The 17,826-nt window shown below is 58.1% G+C and carries 19 protein-coding genes and 1 tRNA gene; 14 read left to right on the forward strand and 6 right to left on the reverse strand.

What is annotated here, in order from left to right:
* Positions 1-606, forward strand: a 606-nt coding sequence (locus WDN10_00005) for a DedA family protein (protein MEJ0053102.1), incomplete at its 5' end; no start/stop codon positions are given.
* Here WDN10_00005 and WDN10_00010 read toward each other — a convergent pair.
* Positions 560-1,309 (reverse strand): glycosyltransferase, encoded by a 750-nt coding sequence (locus WDN10_00010; GenBank protein MEJ0053103.1) that lies wholly within the window; start codon positions 1,307-1,309, stop codon positions 560-562. The two genes, WDN10_00005 and WDN10_00010, sit on opposite strands and share 47 nt — an antisense overlap.
* A 186-nt stretch (positions 1,310-1,495) precedes the next feature.
* On the opposite strand from WDN10_00010, the gene WDN10_00015 reads away from it, so the two are divergent.
* The gene (locus WDN10_00015; GenBank protein MEJ0053104.1) at positions 1,496-2,275 is read left to right on the forward strand and encodes a hypothetical protein; all 780 of its coding nucleotides are present in this window, start codon (positions 1,496-1,498) and stop codon (positions 2,273-2,275) included.
* A gap of 188 nt (positions 2,276-2,463) precedes the next feature.
* On the opposite strand, the gene WDN10_00020 is transcribed toward WDN10_00015, so the two are convergent.
* From WDN10_00020 to topA, 3 genes are read right to left on the reverse strand one after another with little or no spacing between them, the layout of a single operon-like run.
* On the reverse strand, positions 2,464-4,038 hold the full coding sequence (locus WDN10_00020) for an HD domain-containing protein (GenBank protein MEJ0053105.1): 1,575 nt from the start codon (positions 4,036-4,038) through the stop codon (positions 2,464-2,466).
* A 54-nt stretch (positions 4,039-4,092) separates the two neighbouring features.
* Positions 4,093-5,037: a phosphotransferase gene (locus WDN10_00025; protein MEJ0053106.1), complete on the reverse strand. Its 945-nt coding sequence runs from the start codon at positions 5,035-5,037 to the stop codon at positions 4,093-4,095.
* 2 nt (positions 5,038-5,039) lie between these two features.
* Positions 5,040-7,430: a type I DNA topoisomerase gene (topA, locus tag WDN10_00030; protein MEJ0053107.1), complete on the reverse strand. Its 2,391-nt coding sequence runs from the start codon at positions 7,428-7,430 to the stop codon at positions 5,040-5,042.
* A gap of 423 nt (positions 7,431-7,853) precedes the next feature.
* Between topA and WDN10_00035 the strand changes: the two genes are divergently transcribed.
* Positions 7,854-8,078 (forward strand): DUF2283 domain-containing protein, encoded by a 225-nt coding sequence (locus WDN10_00035; GenBank protein ID MEJ0053108.1) that lies wholly within the window; start codon positions 7,854-7,856, stop codon positions 8,076-8,078.
* A gap of 1 nt (position 8,079) precedes the next feature.
* On the opposite strand, the gene dprA is transcribed toward WDN10_00035, so the two are convergent.
* The gene (gene dprA, locus WDN10_00040; GenBank protein ID MEJ0053109.1) at positions 8,080-8,937 is read right to left on the reverse strand and encodes a DNA-processing protein DprA; all 858 of its coding nucleotides are present in this window, start codon (positions 8,935-8,937) and stop codon (positions 8,080-8,082) included.
* Between the two features lie 62 nt (positions 8,938-8,999).
* Between dprA and serS the strand changes: the two genes are divergently transcribed.
* The 9 genes from serS to WDN10_00085 all read left to right on the forward strand — a co-directional run bounded on the left by serS (position 9,000) and on the right by WDN10_00085 (position 15,446).
* A complete protein-coding gene (gene serS, locus WDN10_00045) occupies positions 9,000-10,277 on the forward strand; it encodes a serine--tRNA ligase (GenBank protein ID MEJ0053110.1) in 1,278 nt (425 codons plus the stop codon).
* Positions 10,258-11,088: a hypothetical protein gene (locus WDN10_00050; protein ID MEJ0053111.1), complete on the forward strand. Its 831-nt coding sequence runs from the start codon at positions 10,258-10,260 to the stop codon at positions 11,086-11,088. Before serS ends, WDN10_00050 begins: the two co-directional genes overlap by 20 nt.
* An 18-nt stretch (positions 11,089-11,106) precedes the next feature.
* The gene (locus tag WDN10_00055) at positions 11,107-12,099 is read left to right on the forward strand and encodes a tRNA-dihydrouridine synthase (protein ID MEJ0053112.1); all 993 of its coding nucleotides are present in this window, start codon (positions 11,107-11,109) and stop codon (positions 12,097-12,099) included.
* Between the two features lie 47 nt (positions 12,100-12,146).
* Positions 12,147-12,764 carry a hypothetical protein gene (locus tag WDN10_00060; GenBank protein ID MEJ0053113.1) on the forward strand — a complete coding sequence of 206 codons (618 nt, stop codon included), beginning with the start codon at positions 12,147-12,149 and terminating at the stop codon, positions 12,762-12,764.
* A 66-nt stretch (positions 12,765-12,830) separates the two neighbouring features.
* Complete coding sequence (gene dnaX, locus WDN10_00065; GenBank protein MEJ0053114.1) at positions 12,831-13,868, forward strand: DNA polymerase III subunit gamma/tau; 1,038 nt, start codon at positions 12,831-12,833, stop codon at positions 13,866-13,868.
* A 63-nt stretch (positions 13,869-13,931) separates the two neighbouring features.
* Positions 13,932-14,255 carry a hypothetical protein gene (locus tag WDN10_00070; protein MEJ0053115.1) on the forward strand — a complete coding sequence of 108 codons (324 nt, stop codon included), beginning with the start codon at positions 13,932-13,934 and terminating at the stop codon, positions 14,253-14,255.
* A gap of 99 nt (positions 14,256-14,354) precedes the next feature.
* Positions 14,355-14,425: transfer RNA gene (locus tag WDN10_00075), tRNA-Gln, on the forward strand.
* Positions 14,426-14,467: 42 nt separating this feature from the next.
* Positions 14,468-14,713, forward strand: coding sequence for a YdeI/OmpD-associated family protein (locus WDN10_00080; GenBank protein MEJ0053116.1), 246 nt, complete (start codon positions 14,468-14,470; stop codon positions 14,711-14,713).
* An 85-nt stretch (positions 14,714-14,798) separates the two neighbouring features.
* Complete coding sequence (locus tag WDN10_00085; GenBank protein MEJ0053117.1) at positions 14,799-15,446, forward strand: hypothetical protein; 648 nt, start codon at positions 14,799-14,801, stop codon at positions 15,444-15,446.
* Between the two features lie 6 nt (positions 15,447-15,452).
* Here WDN10_00085 and WDN10_00090 read toward each other — a convergent pair whose 3' ends face one another.
* Complete coding sequence (locus WDN10_00090) at positions 15,453-16,034, reverse strand: hypothetical protein (GenBank protein MEJ0053118.1); 582 nt, start codon at positions 16,032-16,034, stop codon at positions 15,453-15,455.
* 86 nt (positions 16,035-16,120) lie between these two features.
* Here WDN10_00090 and WDN10_00095 point away from each other — a divergent pair, with 86 nt between their 5' ends.
* Positions 16,121-16,522 carry an MGMT family protein gene (locus tag WDN10_00095; protein ID MEJ0053119.1) on the forward strand — a complete coding sequence of 134 codons (402 nt, stop codon included), beginning with the start codon at positions 16,121-16,123 and terminating at the stop codon, positions 16,520-16,522.
* Positions 16,523-16,620: 98 nt separating this feature from the next.
* On the forward strand, positions 16,621-17,805 hold the full coding sequence (locus WDN10_00100; GenBank protein MEJ0053120.1) for a peptidoglycan-binding protein: 1,185 nt from the start codon (positions 16,621-16,623) through the stop codon (positions 17,803-17,805).
* Positions 17,806-17,826: the final 21 nt, after the last annotated feature.

Genomic DNA, 17,826 nt, shown 5'->3' on the forward strand with positions numbered 1-17,826 from the left:
ATGTGGCCCGACCTCACGCTTCCCGAGATACAATCGCTCATCGCGCTCTACGGATACCTTCTCCTGTTTCCCATAACCGTCGTCGAGGGACCGATCGTCGGGGTGATCGCCGGGCTCCTGGTCGCGACGGGGCAGCTCAACTGGTTCTGGGTTTTCCTGGTTCTCTTTGCGGGCGACCTTGCGGGCGACGTCGCGTACTACGCGCTCGGCCGCTACGGACATGGCCCCCTCATGCGGCGCCTGGCCTCGAAGCTCGGACTCACGGAAGCGCGCATGCGTCCCATCGAAGACGAATTTCGGCGCCACGACGCGAAGCTCATCCTCATCGGGAAAACCCAGGCCCTCGGGTCGGTAATCCTCTATCTTGCGGGCGCGGTGCGCATGCCGCTCGGAAGGTTCCTTTGGTGGAATACGGTCGGCACGATACCGAAAGTCGTGCTCTTTGAAGCCGCGGGCTATTTCTTCGGCGCAAGCCTTACGCAAGCCAGCAGATATCTCGACTATGCGGGCGTCGCGACGTTCGCACTCGCGCTTATCCTCCTCGGCTCGTATCTGTATTTCAGGAAATACCTCGGTGCACAGATGACGCCAGGCGGGAAAGAATGAGGCATGAGCGTGACGGGGCGGTGCTTTCCATGTGCGAGAGGAAATAGAAATACTGGGAAATGATCTCGAAGGGAGAAAGGACGGTGAATACGTCGATGACCATGCCCGCTTCGGCCTGAAAGCCCCGGCGCCATCCTATCTTTTCGTACATCCGGACATTAAATACGCTCTCCCAATTGACGACCGTGAGGCGCAGGCCTGCCGCCATGATTTGGCGGTTGATGAACGATTCGCACCCGAAGCGCGGGAGTTTCCGCATTCCCTCGAGGTGTCCGGCGACGAGCGCGCGGGGAATGACGCGCTCTCCGGATACAAAATCGATGCCGACCATCCGGTATATCCAAAGGCTGTTCGCGCGAAGGCTAAGCGATACGTCGCTTCTGCCCTCAAGCACGGGCTTCGCGAGGGCGGAAATGTTCGCGGGCGTCACTCCCGCAAGATCGGCGTCGAGGAGCATGAGCAGTTCTCCCTTCGCCGCTTCGATGCCGAGCGTGAGCGCATGGGTCTTTCCCTTGTTCTGCGGGTATGAAATGAGCTTCAGCTTGTCGCCGTACGAGGAGAGCAGGGCATGCGTCTCGTCGGTCGACCCGTCGTTTACGACGATCACTTCTGCAAGGAACGGGTGGTCTATGACCGCGGAGAGGATGGTCCGTATCCGGTGTTCCTCGTTGTATGCGCATATGACGCAGGAGATCGTCCGCATATGAAGGATTGTCGCTCCTAAGCGCGTGCGCCGCAAGCGCCCCGGCGTACCGGCAGGTTGAGCGCGGAAACCGCGATCCTGCGAACTTCAGGTGCGTTTGATGACACGAACCACTATCCGTAGTATGTTGTTATCCGGGTAATTCCCAAACCCGTTCCTCGCATCAAATTAAGGAAGGATAGCGCAATGTCAAATCGCAGTCTCCGCCGCATGAGCGAGGGCGATGTCCTCGGCATCATGAATGCGCGTTCCGGACAAATTCGGGACGCTACGGCCGAACAACAGGCGCTCGAAGAGCGCCGGGTCTTCGCGGATCGTGTTCAGAACAATCTGGGCTACACACCTCTCGCTGCCGCCATCCAGCATGAGAGCATCACCGTTCCGGTGGACGTGGTTCTGATGAGGACCTTGTGGAATCTCGGAATCCGTCCACTTGATCGCGCATCGGTGCTCAAATATCAGCGGCGCGCGATCAAGGCAATGCACAACGTCCTCCTTACCTTGTTTGGATGGCCTATGCTCATAGTCGGCTTGATCGGCTCGATCTTGGTCATCAGCAATGGTATGAGCGAGGCGATCGGGAGCCATGATTCGACGTTCGCTGCCATGAGGCACGGCGGATGGGTCTGGCCTGCTCTGTTCGGTTTCGGTTTTGCGTTCGTTCTGATCGAGCACAGGATCGTGCCGCGCTCTGTCTGGCGTGTCTTGAACTTGAAGGATCATTCACGCTTCGGCCTGAATGGCACCGCGCTGTTGCCCCGTGCCGCGCTCGAGATCGCGCTCCAAGTACAAGAGAAAGTCCCGAGCGCGTTGTTTTTCGTGCATTCTCTCACGCACGAATACGGCTCGTGGCGGATTGTCCCGAGCCCGGACCCGTTCCTTGAAGTTCGGTTCGGCAGCGAAACGTATTTCGTTGCCGTCTGGGATGAGCCGGGATTTGACGGCCGTTTGGCGGCTGTCGAATAACGGGAACGATCATGCGTGCACTCCTTGAAATGCCCCGGCCTGCAAGTCGGGGCATTTTTTGTGTTCGCAGGAAACCCCGCGCGTATCCTTCATCCCCGCAAGCGCGGGGATGAATGCGGAGCGGTCACGCGCAAGCGCCGCAGAAGGAAACCCCGGGCGCAGCGAAGCGGAGCCCGGGGAGGAGGTCATTAGGTTCGCTCCCGCTTCGGCCGTCTTGTTCGAATCCTGTTCTTCGGGCTCTCAAGCCCGAGCGCCGCGCGGATGTGGCGCCGCGCAAGCGACGTCTTCGCGAAATCGAGCCATTTCGCGGTCGGATGCGTTGACTCTCGCTTCAGTATCTCGACGCGGTCGCCGTTCTTGAGCGTGGTATCGAACGACACCATCTTCCCGTTCACCTTCGCCCCCTGCATATGGTCGCCCAGGGTCGAGTGTATCGCGTACGCGAAGTCGACCGGCGTCGAGTCGATCGGCAGATCGATCACGTCTCCCTTCGGAGTGAAGACGAAGACGCGGTGGCTGAAGAAGTCTTCCTTGAGGCCCGTGATGAATTCCTTCGATTCGGCGATGGAAGCGTGCGCTCCCGCAAGGTCGGCGAGCCACTTTGGCGGGTCGGCCTTTTTCATTTCCGGCGCCGCTTCGGGAGGCTTTCTCGAAAAGCGCAGAAGCGACGGCATCATTTCCCGTATCCAGCCGAACGAGAGGCGTTGCGAAGCGTCTTTCGATGCCTCGGCTCCCAGCTGCTTATACGAGAGGTGCGAGGCGATGCCGTATCTCGCTTTCGCATGCATGTCGCTCGTGCGTATCTGTATCTCGACGATGCCCGCTTCGGCCGTGAGGACGGTCGTGTGGAGGCTTTGATAGCCGTTGGGCTTCGGAAGGGCGATATAGTCCTTGAATTCTCCCGGGAGCGGCTTCCAGCGTGCGTGGATGACGCCGAGCGCCGTATAGCAGTCGCTTATGGCGGGGACGATGACGCGCAGCGCGGCGATATCGTTGATTTTCGTGATGTCGTCGCCCTTGCGCGCGAGCTTCTGATGCAGACTCCAGAGTCCTTTGACGCGTATCTCGGTATGGAAATCCTTGACGCCCTTCCTTGCGAGTTCCTTCTGGAGTTCTTTCTGCACTTTCGCGAGCCCCACTTCGCTTTCCTTGCGGGCGAGCTTGCGGACTTCGGCGGTGTGCGCGTATGCGTCGGGATCGACATACGGGAACGCGAGGTCCTCAAGCTCCTTCTTCACGCGCCCCATGCCGAGGCGGTCGGCCAGGGGAGCGTATATCTCGAGCGTCTCGAGCGCGATGCGCTTGCGCTTCTCGTCCGGCACATGCTCGAGGGTCTGCATGTTGTGATAGCGGTCCGTGAGCTTGATGATGAGCACGCGGATGTCGGAGGAGGTCGCGACCAAAAGGCGCCGGAGGCTTTCGGCGTGCCGTTCGGCACCGCGGTATTTATGCTTGCCGAGTTTGGTCACGCCCTCGACCAGAAACAGCACTTCCTTGCCGAATTCCTTTTCAACTTCTTCGGGGGTCGCCCGGGCGTCTTCGATGGCGTCGTGAAGGAGCCCCGCCGCGATCGTTCTCGCGTCCATTCCGGCGGCGGCGAGCATCTTGGCGACAGCCGCGGGATGTATGAAATACGGCTCTCCCGAATAGCGGGTATGGCCCTCATGCGCTTTGGCAGCGAAGTCGTACGCCTTTTTTACGAACGCGATATTCTCGTCCGACGCATTCTGCATTTCTGCCAGGATTTCCTTGACGGGCGTCATGCCCTCTATGATACCCCTAGCATCGAGTTAGTAAACTAATACACAACTCCTGCTTTATTTGGATTCTGCAATAGTCTTTGCAAGACTCGCCTTAAGGCTTTCCGATTCCGGCCACCAAAAAAGCTGCTCAAGATCATGATCGATCGCGTACAATGCCAGACGTGTGCCTAATTTGTTAAACGAAAAGAGTTCAGGGTAAAATTCTCTATACCACTCCATCAGGTCTGCATAATCTTCCGGCCTGATAAGCGGTTCCGCCGCTTCGGACGCATATTTCATCGGTTCATTGACCATTCGTTGCACGACATCAAGAACATATTCGGCCGATCGAATATCCGTTCTCTCGAAATCAAGCATGCCAACTACCTCCATATCTCGAACGATGAAATTGTCGAAATGCACATCATAGTAGGTCAGTGCCGTCTTGCTTTCATCGAGCACTTGCGCGTTCTCTTCTACATATTTTCTTATCTCATGTACAAAGCCAGGCTCAATTCCTCCTTTCATAATGGCTTTGGCCGCATGTTCCTCAATATTCGCCATCATTCTGTTGCGCCATAATGCAGTGGTGTCGATGCCGAAGTTCGCTGCGAATTCCTGGTAAGGCGTTTCATTTATTATCCTCAAGTAGGAACATATCTGTTTAACAACAGCCTTTCTTTCATCAACGGAATATTCATGCCATCGCATATAGAGATTGTCTCCCTTGATTTTTTCATATATGACATACCCTCTGTCGAGCGCTAGCTTATTGGTATCCGAATATGCGATGACGGGAACTGGCAGCTTGTTCTGAAAGAGTCCGCAGAGATAAATCTCTTTCTTAAGATATATCTCATCTTCCTCGTCTCGTATTGCCTTGAAAATATACGTGTCGTCTATGGAATAGACATCATTCGAGAAGCCGACACCGAGCTTGCTGATTTGTTTAGGAACGCCAATCTCTGCTGCAATAAATACTTCCTTAATTTGATTTTCGCTCAATTTCGGAAGCGTCATAACTACTTAAGATATTCAGCAGCTTCCTCTGGCGTAAGCGTCGCGGGATCGATCGAATTCGGAAGATAGATGCGGCGGAGGCCTTTCTTGAGAAAGACTCCCTGCTTCGATTTGAGGAGCGTAATTATTTTCTTGGTCTTTGGATGGGGGCCGACATCGCGAACCTTCTCGACGCCCTTCGGAAGCTGCTTGGCGACCGCGAGAAGCGCGAGCGCCTCGGGAAGCGTGATCGTATACGGGTCGCCTTTCTTGATGGAGCGGAATTCTCCCTCCGTGCCGACGTAGGGGCCGAAGCGCCCGGTGTTGGCGAAGACATCCTTCCCGGTTTCCGGGTGTGTCCCAAGCACTCTCGGAAGCGACAGGTATTTCACCGCATCCGCAAGCGTCACGTTCGCGGGAGAAATGCCCGCCGGGATGCTCGCGCGGCGCACATTGGCTTTCGGCTTCGCTTTGGACTTTCGTTTGCCCTTCGGCTTCTTCGCAGCTTGTTCCTCCTTCGGTTCCTCTTCGGATACAGTCGCCTCAAGCGGCATCTCGACATACGGCCCGTATTTCCCGGTCTTTATGTATATCGGAGCTCCGGTTTCGGGGTGCATGCCGATCGGCTCGTCGCCCTTGAGTTCGAGGCCGTCTTCGCCGCGGGCACCGAGGCACTCGGGATAGCGCTTGCAGCTCATGAAAATACCGCCGCGCCCGAGCTTGAATTCCATCGGGCTTTTGCAGATAGGGCAGGGGAACTCGGAAGGCGCATCGCCAAGCGCCGTGGCTTTCGGAAGACTGTCTTTCTCATGCACTTCCTTGAGGAAGGGGGTATAGAAATCACGGAGCGTGGGCGCGTATCCGCGCTCCCCGCGCGCGATCTCGTCAAGCTCGTCCTCCATCTCGGCCGTGAAGGAATCGCTGATGTACTTCGCGAAATGATCCTCGAGCCAGCCGGAGACGACCATGCCGGTCGCGGTCGGCGTAAGTGTCCGCCCGGTCTTCTCGACATATCCGCGGTCTTGGATGGTCTTCATGATCGACGCGTACGTCGACGGGCGCCCGATGCCGCGCTTCTCGAGTTCCTTTATGAGTCCGGCCTCCGTATAGCGGTTTGGCGGCTCGGTCTGTTTCTCTTCGGCTTCAAGCGAACGGAGCGTGACCATATCTCCCTGCGAGAGTTTCGGCAGCTCCACGTCTTCTCCGCGCGCCTTCGTATCGCACGCAAGCCATCCCGGAAAGAGAAGACGGGAGCCGTTCGCCGTGAACTGCGGGATATCCGCATCCGCATCCACTTTGATGCTCGTGCGCATGATCTTCGCGGCGGTCATCTGCGACGCGAGCGCGCGGGTGCGGATGAGTTCGTACACTTCTTCTTCGTCTCCCGTCGCTCCCGCCTTCGCTTTCGCCGCGTCGGTGGGGCGGATGGCTTCGTGCGCTTCCTGGGCGTTCTTGCTCTTCGTCTTATACGCCCGTGCCTCGGCGTATTCCTTTCCGAACTGCTTTTCGACGACCGAAAGCATGGACGCGACCGCGTCCTTCCCGAGATTCACGGAGTCGGTGCGCATATATGTGATGTGTCCGGCTTCGTACAGCTTCTGGGCGGCTCGCATAGTGCGCGACGGCGAATAGCCAAGCCGGGTCGAGGCGACCTGCTGGAGAGTCGAAGTGGTGAAAGGCGGGCGGGGCTGACGCTCTTCCGCGCGTTCCGAAACGTCCGCGATCTTCCAGGCCGCCTTCTTTCCGAGCTCTACGATGCGGCCGGCCTCTTCTTTTGTCTTCGGCTGTTCGCTTGCCGTTGCGGGGAAGTCGCCTGCTTTCGAGCCGAAGAGCGCATTGAGTACGAAATAGGTTTCGGCAATGAATGCCTTGATCTCGCGCTCGCGCTCGGCAAGTATGCGAAGCGCCGGGGACTGCACGCGTCCGGCCGAAAGCCCGTACCGCACTTTCTTCCAGATAAGTCCTGAGAGGTCGTACCCCACGAGGCGGTCGAGCACGCGCCGCGCTTCCTGGGCTGCCCGCAAATGCTGGTCGATCTCGCGGGGGTGGGCGAGCGCTTCCTCGATCGCCGCTTTGGTGATCTCGTGGAAGACGACACGCCTGGGCTTTTTGAGCCCTACGACCTGCTGGATATGCCAGGCGATCGCCTCGCCTTCGCGGTCCGGGTCGGTTGCGAGGTATATCTCGTCCGCCTTCGCCGCCTCGCGCTTGATGCGCTCGATCACGTCATGCTTGTCGGGAGAGACGACGTAGCGGGGGAGGAAATCCGCCTCGACATCGACCGCATCCTTGTTGCTTTTGGGGAGGTCGCGCACATGCCCCACCGACGCGATCACCTCGTATTCCTTGCCCAAATATGCGCCGATGGTGCGCGCCTTCGTGGGCGATTCGACGATGAGAAGCTTCTTTGCCATTACCCCACTCATACCGCGACCCTATATATATGGTCAAGCGCGGAAGACAGGGTGAAGGATGGAGCCGCTTCATAATAATCGCGGTTGAATCATTCTTTATCCGGTTATGAAGCGCCTCTCGCTATGAATATCGGATGCAGCGCTTCGTGTCCGCATATGGGGTCGTAACGCTTACGGAGGAACGAAAGAAACACATCCTCGCGTTTCATCCTGACGTCACGCGCTGCTTCCCGCATTTTGCTCAAACGCTGGCAGAACCCGAGCTTACCCTGCCTTCCCGGAGCGACCCATCCGTTCTTATTTGCTACCGATTCCTTCCGCGTCGCAGGAAATATCTCGCAATCGTGCTGAAAGTCGGTCTCGAGCCCTTCGTACTTACCGCATATCTTGCAAAGAAACCGAAACGAATTATCCTATAACCATATGATTACGTACTACTACGACAAAGAAGCCGACGTTTTTTACTTCTCGCAGGGTATCCCGCGGGCATCCGACCAGACCGTGGAAACGGGAGACGACGTTCTGTTGCGCGTGAATCCTCGCACGAAGCGGGTGCGCGGTTTTACTATTCTCAATGCGTCTAAACATTCCCGGAGCACCCGGATTCATGCATCGCTCCCGTTTTCTTTTACTCCGGCGGTCTCGTAACTTACATACGGCGCCACTTGCCGAACTCCTTTTTGAGAACGCCGCGAAGCTCGAGCATTACGAGCGCCGCGAGCGCTTCTTTGGCTTCAAGCCGCAGGGCACGGATGATTTCGTCATGCGCTGCCGGCTCCTCAAGCAGGTCGTATATTTCCCGCTCCGCGCCCTCGAGTTCCGGCGGCGCTTCGCCTGATTCTTCCCGCGGCTTGAGCCGGAGCGCCTCGAGGATATGCTTCGGGTCCGACACAAGTTCGGCACCAAGGCGAATGAACAGATGCGAACCGAAGCCGTGGGGTGATCCGATCTCGTGCGGAACGCACAGAAGCTCACGGTTGTATTCGCCGGCAAGACGGGCAGTGATGAGGGTCCCGGAACGCTCTCCGGCTTCGATAACGAGGACTGCATCAGCGATTCCCGCCATGATGCGGTTCCTCTTTGGGAATCCCCAACGGGTGGCGCGGGAATCGGGAGGGAATTCGCTCATCAATCCTCCGCCGGCTTCAAGTATCCGCTTCGCAAGACCGCGGTTAGTTGAAGGATAGAGCACGTCGTCCTCGATCCCGGAACCGGGAATGGCGAGCGTGTGGAGACCCGCGTCAAGCGCGGCTTCGTGCGCTGCCGCGTCCGTGCCGAGCGCGAGCCCTGAGACAATGGAGACCGGGTATCCGGCGAGGCCTCCTATGAGCGTTTTACATGCCTGCCGTCCGTATCCCGTTATCGCTCGTGAACCCACGACCGCCAGACATTTGTGGCCCGGCGGCGGGAGTTCTCCCCTAAGCCACAGCCGCCCGGGCGGTCCCGGGATTTCCGAGAGGAGCGGAGGGAACTCTTGTCTGTCTAATTCTCGAACAGGCCATTTCATGCCGCGAACTATGCACGGTGTCTGGTGATGAAAAGATAAAAGTGTCGTATAGTATCGAGACAATGCTCGACATACATTTCATCCGGGAGAACGCGGACCTCATAAAGGCTGGGGCGCGGAAGAAGCGCATCGCGGTCGATATCGACCGCCTTCTTGCCGTCGACGAGGAACGCAAGTCGATCAGGCAGCGGATGGACGAAAAGAAGGCGGAGCAGAACCGCATGAGCAATACCATTGCGCTCGCCCAGGGTCCGGAACGCGCTGCCCTCATCGAGGGCATGCGGCATGTGAAGGAAGGATTCCAGGAGCTCGAGGAGAAATATAAGACGGTGATGGAAGAATGGCAGAAGCTCATGCTCCTCGTGCCGAATATCCCCGACATGTCGGTGCCGGAAGGAGAGTCGGACGCGGACAATGCGGAAGTGAAGAAATGGGGGGAGATTCCGCAATTCGGTTTCGAGCCAAAAGGGCACGTAGAGCTTATGGAAGCGCTTGGGATGGCGGACTTCGAGCGGGGCGCGAAGGTGGCGGGGTTCCGCGGATACTTCCTTAAGGGAGACGGCGTGCTTCTTGCGAATGCGCTGTCCCAGCTCGCGCTCAAGCATTTCCTCGCGAAAGGCTTCGAGCCGATGATCGTGCCGTCCTTGGTCCGCCGCGAAGCATTTATGGGAACCGGGTACCTTCCGCAGGGGGAAGAGGATTTATATAAGACGCAGGATGGGGAATTCCTCGCGGGAACCAGCGAAGTCGCCACGATGTCCTATTACATGGACGAGACGCTTGATCTCAAGGATTTCCCGAAAAAGTTTCTTTCATACTCGCCGTGCTTCCGCCGTGAAGCGGGGAGCCACAGCAAGGACACAAAGGGCCTTTTCCGCGTGCACGAGTTTTTCAAATGGGAACAGGTCGTGCTTTGCGAGGCGTCGCACGCGAAGTCGGTAGAACTCCACGAAGAGTTGACGCGGAATGCCGAGGAATTCATCGAGCTTCTCGGCATCCCGTACCATACGGTGGTGAACTGCGGAGGGGATCTCGGGCTCGGGCAGGTGAAGAAATACGATATTGAGGCGTGGATGCCTTCGCAGGCGCGGTACCGCGAGACGCACTCATCTTCGTATTTCCATGATTTTCAAACACGCCGGCTGAATCTTAAATATAAAAACGCGGAGGGCAAGATTGAATTTGCGCATTCGCTCAATAACACTGCGGTCGCGATGCCGCGCATATTTTCGATGCTTATCGAGAACTATCAGCAGGCCGACGGATCCGTAAAGGTGCCGGATGCGCTTGTTCCCTACATGGGGAAGGAAGTTATAACCCATGGCAGCGGAACGAACTAAGGGGGAACGTCTTCGGGCGCGTCGCCGCGCGCGGCGGCGAATGCTTCGGATACTTGGCGCGATTCTTGCGGCGTTTTGCGTCGCCGCGCTCTTCTATCTCCTATGGCAGCCATACCTGCGCATTTCGAACGTGGCTGTAAGCAATGGGGATACCTCGATCGAGGCGATCGTGCGAGAACCGCTTGCGGGAACCGTCTGGGGAATCCTTCCGCGCGATTCGTACTTCCTCGTACCGGACGAGACCATACGCAATTCGATACTTGCCGCGCATCCGGAACTCGAAGCCGTTTCCATCTCGCACTCTTCGCTCACGTCCCTTGCGGTCACGGTAACGGGCAGGGTGCCGCTTGCCCGCTGGTGCGGCATGGCCTATGAGCCTGACCTGCCGCGCTGCTACTTCTTCGATACGACAGGCTTCATATACGGCGAGGCGGCGTCTTCGACCATGCGCGCAGGATCTCAACTCCTTTCGACACTTCTTGTCTACGCTCCGCTTGCGGACGAAGCACCGGGCATCGAAGCAGTCGGGCGGACGCTGCGGAATGCCGGGAAGCTTCCCGCCGCGTTTCAGTTCGCGCGCGACATGGCGAAGCTCGGCGCCATAGCCGAAAGCCTCGCCATCCGAGGCGACGAGGCCGATCTGCATCTTGAAGGCGGTACTCGCGTCACGTATGTGCTTGGGGACGAAGAGAGGGCGTATGCGCTCGTTTCCTCCGCGGCATCGGAACTCGATTTTCCTGGCGCTTCTCTCGAGTATGTAGACCTGCGCTTCACCGACAGCGGCAAGGTGTATTTGAAACGGAAGGAGTAGATAGTGTAAGGTGCGGACATGCACTTTTGGGAGAAACTCAGGAAGCCCTTCTTCGCGCTCGCGCCCATGGCGGACGTGACCGACCCCGCGTACCGGAGGCTTATCGCGCAGACCGCCAAGCCCGACGTCATGTGGACGGAATTCGTTTCCGCAGACGGCCTCTACCACACCCGTGAAATAAAGAAGATGTCGGACGCGGAGAATCCGCTCATGCGGGACCTGCGGTATACGGAAGCCGAGCGGCCCGTTGTGGCGCAGATATTTTCAAGCTCGCCGGAGCGCATCGCGTACGCTTCGGAGCTTGCGGCCAGGCTCGGCTTTGACGGCGTCGATATCAACATGGGTTGTCCGGACAAGACTATCGAGAAGCAATGCGCGGGCGCGGCGCTCATGAAGGACCCGGTGCGTGCGAAGGAACTGGTGCGCGCCGCCAAAGACGGCGTAGCGCGCGCCACTCCGGGCGGCATTCCCGTTTCGGTAAAGACGCGCATCGGATACGACCGGGAAGCGCTCGATACCTGGCTTCCGGCTCTTCTCGAAACGGAGCCCGCCGCAGTCACTCTCCATCTCCGCACCCGCAAGGAGATGTCGCTCGTGCCCGCGCACTGGGATCTTATGCCGCGTGCCGTTGAGATCCGCGACAGCCTCGGCTCCAAAGCCCTAATCATTGGTAACGGGGACGTAAAAAGCATGCAGGATGCGGAAGAGAAGGTGCGCGCGGGCGGGTGCGACGGCGCGATGCTCGCTCGCGCGATATTCGGAAACCCTTGGCTCTTCTCCGAGCGTAGGCCTGAAGATATCACCTCGGCGGAAAAGCTCGCGGCGCTCGTGCTCCTTGCCCGCTATTTCGAGGAACTCTCGCCTCCCAAGCACTTCGCGATATTGAAAAAGCATTTCAAGGCGTTTGTTTCGGGTTTTGACGGTGCCGCGGAGCTTCGGATGAAGCTCATGGAAGCGCAGAATGCGGAGCAAGTGGCAAAAATCATCAGGGAAGCCGGACCGTTTTCATAAGAAGGGGTTCGTGGTAGAACGGGTCTAGCGAAATAACGGAGGTGCATATGAGTTCTTTGGCAACCATGCCGCTTGCGTTCGACTACGAAGAACTGCGACGCGTACTTCAGACTCCGTCAATGTGGGCGTGCAGCGAACGGATTCTTCGATCGCATTTCAAGCCGGAGGCACGCGGATCAGCCGGGAACTACTATACGCTCCGGCCGACCAGGGACGAATATATCCTCACGCCAAAAGGCGACGAGATACTGCTTCACCTCGAAAGCGACTACGCGCTCGTCCTTGAATGCGACCTGGTACCGATCGCCTGCATCGGCTTTACCATGGATATTCTCGACACCCGCGTCCTGCACGTTATCCAGATACAAGGGACCAAGACGGAGCGCGCGGTAGCGTGCGTGCCTCAAGCGACAGCCCGCTTCAGGGCGAACTTGAACCGCCTGAAATGGGACGATGCGCTTGTCGATGTGCTCCTTGAAGTCGCGCGGCGCCTTGCGGTGGAGTCCGTGCGCATCCGCCCGGCCGAGATGAATCCCGAGTATAAGCGGGGCATGTGCCCTGATGACTTAAGAAACAGGCAACTGGTCACGCGCTATGACCGGACCGCGATGCGGCTCGGCTTCATGCTCGACCCGCGGGACGGGTGGTATGCGCGGACACCGTGAACTGACCGCCAGGCGCGCAAGCGCCTGGCGGTCGAATCTTTCGCCTCCCGGCTGTATACTGCTTCAATGGCGCACCAATCCCTGTACCGCACCTATCGCCCCTCCACCTTTGCCGAAGTCGCCGGGCAGCCGCAGGTAACGCAGCCGCTTGCGGAAGTCGTTGCCTCCAAAAAAGCGGGGCACGCATACCTCTTCGCCGGTTCCCGAGGCCTCGGGAAGACCAGCGCCGCGCGCATTTTCGCACGGGAGCTCGGCGTAACCGAGAAGGACCTGTATGAAGTCGACGCGGCCTCGAACAACAGCGTCGAGGATATCCGCGCGCTTACCGAAGGCGTGTATACGCTCCCGTTCGAATCTCCCTATAAGGTGTATATCCTCGACGAGGTGCACATGCTCTCGAAGGCGGCATGGAACGCGTTTTTAAAGACGCTCGAGGAGCCGCCTTCGCACGCGATATTCGTCCTCGCCACGACCGACCTTGAGAAAGTGCCGGAAACCGTCCAGTCGCGCTGCCAGGTGTTCGAGTTCAAAAAGCCCTCACGGAGGGCGCTTGCCGAAGTGGTCGCGGATGTGGCGAAGAAGGAAGGATATGCGCTTGCGCCGGACGCTTCCGAGCTTGTTGCGCTTCTTGGCGACGGCTCGTACCGCGATGCGCTTTCGATACTCCAGAAAGTACTTGCGGGTGCGAGCGGAAAAAAACTTTCGCGAGCTGACGTGGAAGGCGCCACGGGCGCGCCGAGGGGCGAGCGGGTGCATGAGCTCGTCGCCGCGGTCGCGAAAGGCGATCGGGGAAAGGCTTTAGCCGCTATCTCGCATGTTTCCAAAGACGGCGCCGATCTGAAGCTTTTTCTTATGCTTGTGCTCGAGGCGCTGCGGTCCATCCTTCTTATCCGCCACGCGCCCGACCTTCGAAAGGAACTGGAAGCGGAGCTTGGCGCGGACGAATATGCCACGCTCAAGAAGTATGCGGACGAAAGCGGTTCGAATCTTACCCATACCGTTCTCCTCTCCTTCCTCACCGCTTCCGACCGCATTCGCTTCGCCCCCGTTCCCGAGCTTCCGCTCGAGCTTGCGGTGCTTGATGCCGTTCCCGAGGGGCGGTAGAGTATTCGTCAGAGCCCTTTAGTAGTTTTGTGCAACATCAGGGCTCGCAATGGGAGAGACTTCATGTCTGCATCAAACAGCACTCAGACCGAATCGCGTTCATTCCTGTCCGAGGCGTTTCGCCTTTTCGCTTCGGATCGACGGGCAGTCGAGCGTCTTTCGCCCGATCATCTGGAAGTCGTTGCCGCCGCGTCGGCGATGGCCTGCGGGAAAGGTTCGCCTTTCGACGACGATGAGCTTCTGCGGGTCCTTCGGGCGGCGGTCCAGGATCGTTCGACGGTCGAACAGCTGAGAGGCAAGCTAAGCGCCATCCTCAACCGGGACGCGGCGCAGCAGCCGCTTTCGCTTGAGGGCGGAGGCCGGGCGCCTCTTCAAGCGAACGCTTGATGGTCTTGTGCGCTATGCGCGCTGTCGGAGATGACTCCGGCGGCGCGCTCGCTTTTTATTTATGGTTAAATCGATCTTTGATGCTAGTGTATTTCGTATTGGGGGATCGTCTAACGGCAGGACAACAGCCTTTGAAGCTGTGTATGAAGGTCCGACTCCTTCTCCCCCAGCAGAAAGAGATTGGGCATATCGTTTATTGCTATACTTTCGCTATGCAAGGACTAGCGTCCGGTACGGTACATAAAATGCCTGCGGATTTACGAAATGCCCTGGCCGCTTCCGCTCCCGCGCGGACGCTGTGGAACGATATTACGCCGCTCGCCCGCAACGAATGGATATGCTGGATCACGTCCGGCAAGAGGGCGGAAACGAGGAACATCCGCATCAAAAAGGCGCTCTCGAAACTCAAGAGCGGGATGCGAAGGCCTTGTTGCTGGGCGGGGTGTCCTCATCGTTAGCAGTTAAAAACTTCAAGGCGCCCTTTGAAGGAAGGTTCTGCGCGGGGCGTTATCTTGATTACGATACTATTCCGTTTCAACCTGCATGAGCACCCTCATCTCGTTTTTCTCAACCTATATCTTCCTGCTTTCCGCCAGGGAAGTGCAAAAGCAAATCCTGATCCTAGGCGCGCTTTTCGCGCTCATCACTCCCTTTATTGAACACGCAAATCTCGCCGACTGGTGGTCGCCGGTATTCGTCTGGGATACGTTTTTCCATATCGAAGACCTGCTCTTCGGTTTCGGGCTTACCGGCACGGCCCTTGGCACCTACTTTTGGATTTCAAAGGGCGTTCGCGCGAAGATCGAAAAGCAGGCGGTCTTTCCCCGCGCCTCTAAAGTTGTCCTGACGATTGCCGCGGCATGCCTTATGTTCGGACCCTTTTATCTTATGCATATTCCGTCGTTCTATACCGAAATCACCTGCATGATCGTGCTCTCCGCATGCGTATGCGCGAGGGTTCCGAGAATGATTCTTCCGGCCATCGCCACCGGAATCATACTTACGCTTATCGTTTTGCCCGGGTATTTTGTCGCGACGCATTTCCATCCCGGATGGATACAGGAGTACTGGAAGCTCGCGGGCTGGCCGGGAGAGCTGTTCCTCGGCGTCCCGATAGGCGAGTATGTTTTCTACCTGCTCTCGGGGTTGTTCATTCCGGCGTTTGCGGAAGCGTTCTTCGCGAAGAAGTAAGGCGCCTCACTTCGCCTGTCCATTCAATTCCGCAGTCCCTGCGCGCCGGAATAGCAGGGCCGATCCGATCCATACCAGGACGAAGAAAGTGTTCAAGACGAATACCCCAAAGACGCCGGGAGGCTCAAAAAGGAGGGGCTTCCAGAAAACGAGCGCGATCACGGGAACCAGGGCCTGGGCAAGGGCCGTTATACCCAGTGCGCGCGCCATTCCGCGGGGCCTAAAGCGTGCGATACAGGCGCTCACGAATCCGATCGCGAGCACCGCAAAGTACAGCCCGTTGGGGCTGTCCAAGTCCCCGTCCCCGATGATGCCGACGGCCGCGTTTATCCAGACAAGAAGCACCGCTGTCGCCACCGCAAGGCCGACCGCCGTTCGATATGCGCCATTGTTCCTCGTTTCCGCTACCAGCTCATAGACAAGGCACGCGCCAAAGAGAAGCGCGCCCATGAAAACGAAATCGAAGAAGGTCCAGTGCCAGCCGTCCCCGTCGACTCCGCTGCCAAGAAGCGTCAGCGCAAGCGGTATCGCGAGTATAAGCGCGACGACGGCGGCCCAGACGATCAGTCTGCCTGCGGTGCTTCGCATTGTTTTGTGGCTATGATAACCGCCTCAGGGACAGTGAGGTTTCCGTCTGCAAGTCTCGCTCTCGAGGTCGTATACTTAGAAGTACGATGGACGCATTTCACGAAACTATTCTCAGAATCGTACGCAGCATCCCGCACGGGAGCGTCGCGAGCTACGGCCAGGTAGCGGAATATGCGGGCGCACCCAAAGCCACGCGGGAAACCGGATGGGCTATGCACGCCCTTGGCGGGACGCCAGATTTCCCCTGGTGGAGGGTGCTGAGTAGTGCGGGACGGATCAGCCTCCAGGAAAATTCGGGCACAAGCCCTCAGGCGCAGCAGAAGCTCCTTGAGGACGAGGGCATAGAATTTGCAGCTCCTCTTGCGCTTGATATCGAGCGCTACCGGTACCGGGCCGATACGACCGCGCTCAAGGCTTTCGGGCTCAGTCCGGAGCGCGCCGGGGCCCTGTCTGAAAAATATCGCGCGAATCAGTTGCCGCTCCTTTAATTAATAATTATTCCGTGCGGCTCCTTGTTGCCGGGGGCAACGGGCTTTAGTATGGAAGCATACGCGCCCGCGCTGTTTATCCTTTAATTTTACGCACCATGATCCGCCATCGACTTCTTTCCGGCATCGGCCTTCTCGCATTGGTAGGTATGTTCGGTGGCATACACGCGCCAAGCGTACACGCCGCGGCACTATGCGTATTCGACCGCGACCTCGAGCTCGGGATAGAAGGAACGGACGTGCGCTGCCTCCAGCAGTATCTCAATAGCGCGGGCTTCACCGTCTCCCTAAGCGGCGTCGGGTCTCCCGGCCACGAGACAACTCAGTTCAAGGACCTCACTAAAAAAGCGGTAGCGGCATGGCAGGCGGCAAACGGGATCAGCGCGACAGGATATTTCGGTCCGGTTTCGCGCGCGAAGTACCTCAGGCTTGCCGGGGGAGCTCCGTCGGCTCCGGCCGCATCGGGCGACGAGGCCCTCAAGGCCCAGATCGCGTCCCTTCTCGCGCAGGTGAATGCGCTCAAGACATCCGCCCCGGCTGCCGCAAGCGGCAAGGCGCTTGACGCCCAGAATGCGATCAAGAAGGCGATAACGATGCTAAAGAACGCGGATGACGAGATAGACGACGCGAGCGGCGATATCGGATACGCGGACAAGGAGCTCGACGACGCGCGTGATTCCCTCTTCAGTGCGGTTAACTGGTACTTCAAGAACGATTTCGCCCAGGCCGTCACGGATGCGGACAAGGCATACGAGAAGGCGACCGACGCGTTTAAGGACGCGGGCGGGGAGACGAGCGAGGACAAGACCGACGACTATATCGACAAGATAAGCGACAAGCTCGACGACGCGCGGGACAAGGTCGATGATTCGGACAGCTCGAACGTAAAGGAAGCGGACAACGATCTCGACGATGCGGAGGACTATCTCGACAAGGCATACGACGCCTTTGACGACGAGAAATACGACGACGCAAAGAGCTATGCCGCAAAAGCCCGCGACCTCATAGACGACGCGCTCGACGTCCTTGAAAGCAAGGGGGACAAGAACGATGCGAAGGACGCCATAAGCGACGCGGAAAACGCGATCGACGACGCGCAGGACGCTATCGACAAGGCCGACGACCGGGGGAAGGACGTGGATGACGCGAACGATATGCTCGATGACGCGAAGGCGAAGCTCAAGAAGGCGAACAGCGTCTATGATGACAAGGACTACGATAAAGCTGTCGACTACGCAAACGATGCGGAGGATCTTGCGAACGACGCGCAGGACGAGGTGTAGATACGCTGAACTATAAATGAT

This window comes from bacterium (genome assembly GCA_037200965.1).
Taxonomy (GTDB): Bacteria; Patescibacteriota; Minisyncoccia; order Phycocordibacterales; family Phycocordibacteraceae; genus C7867-001.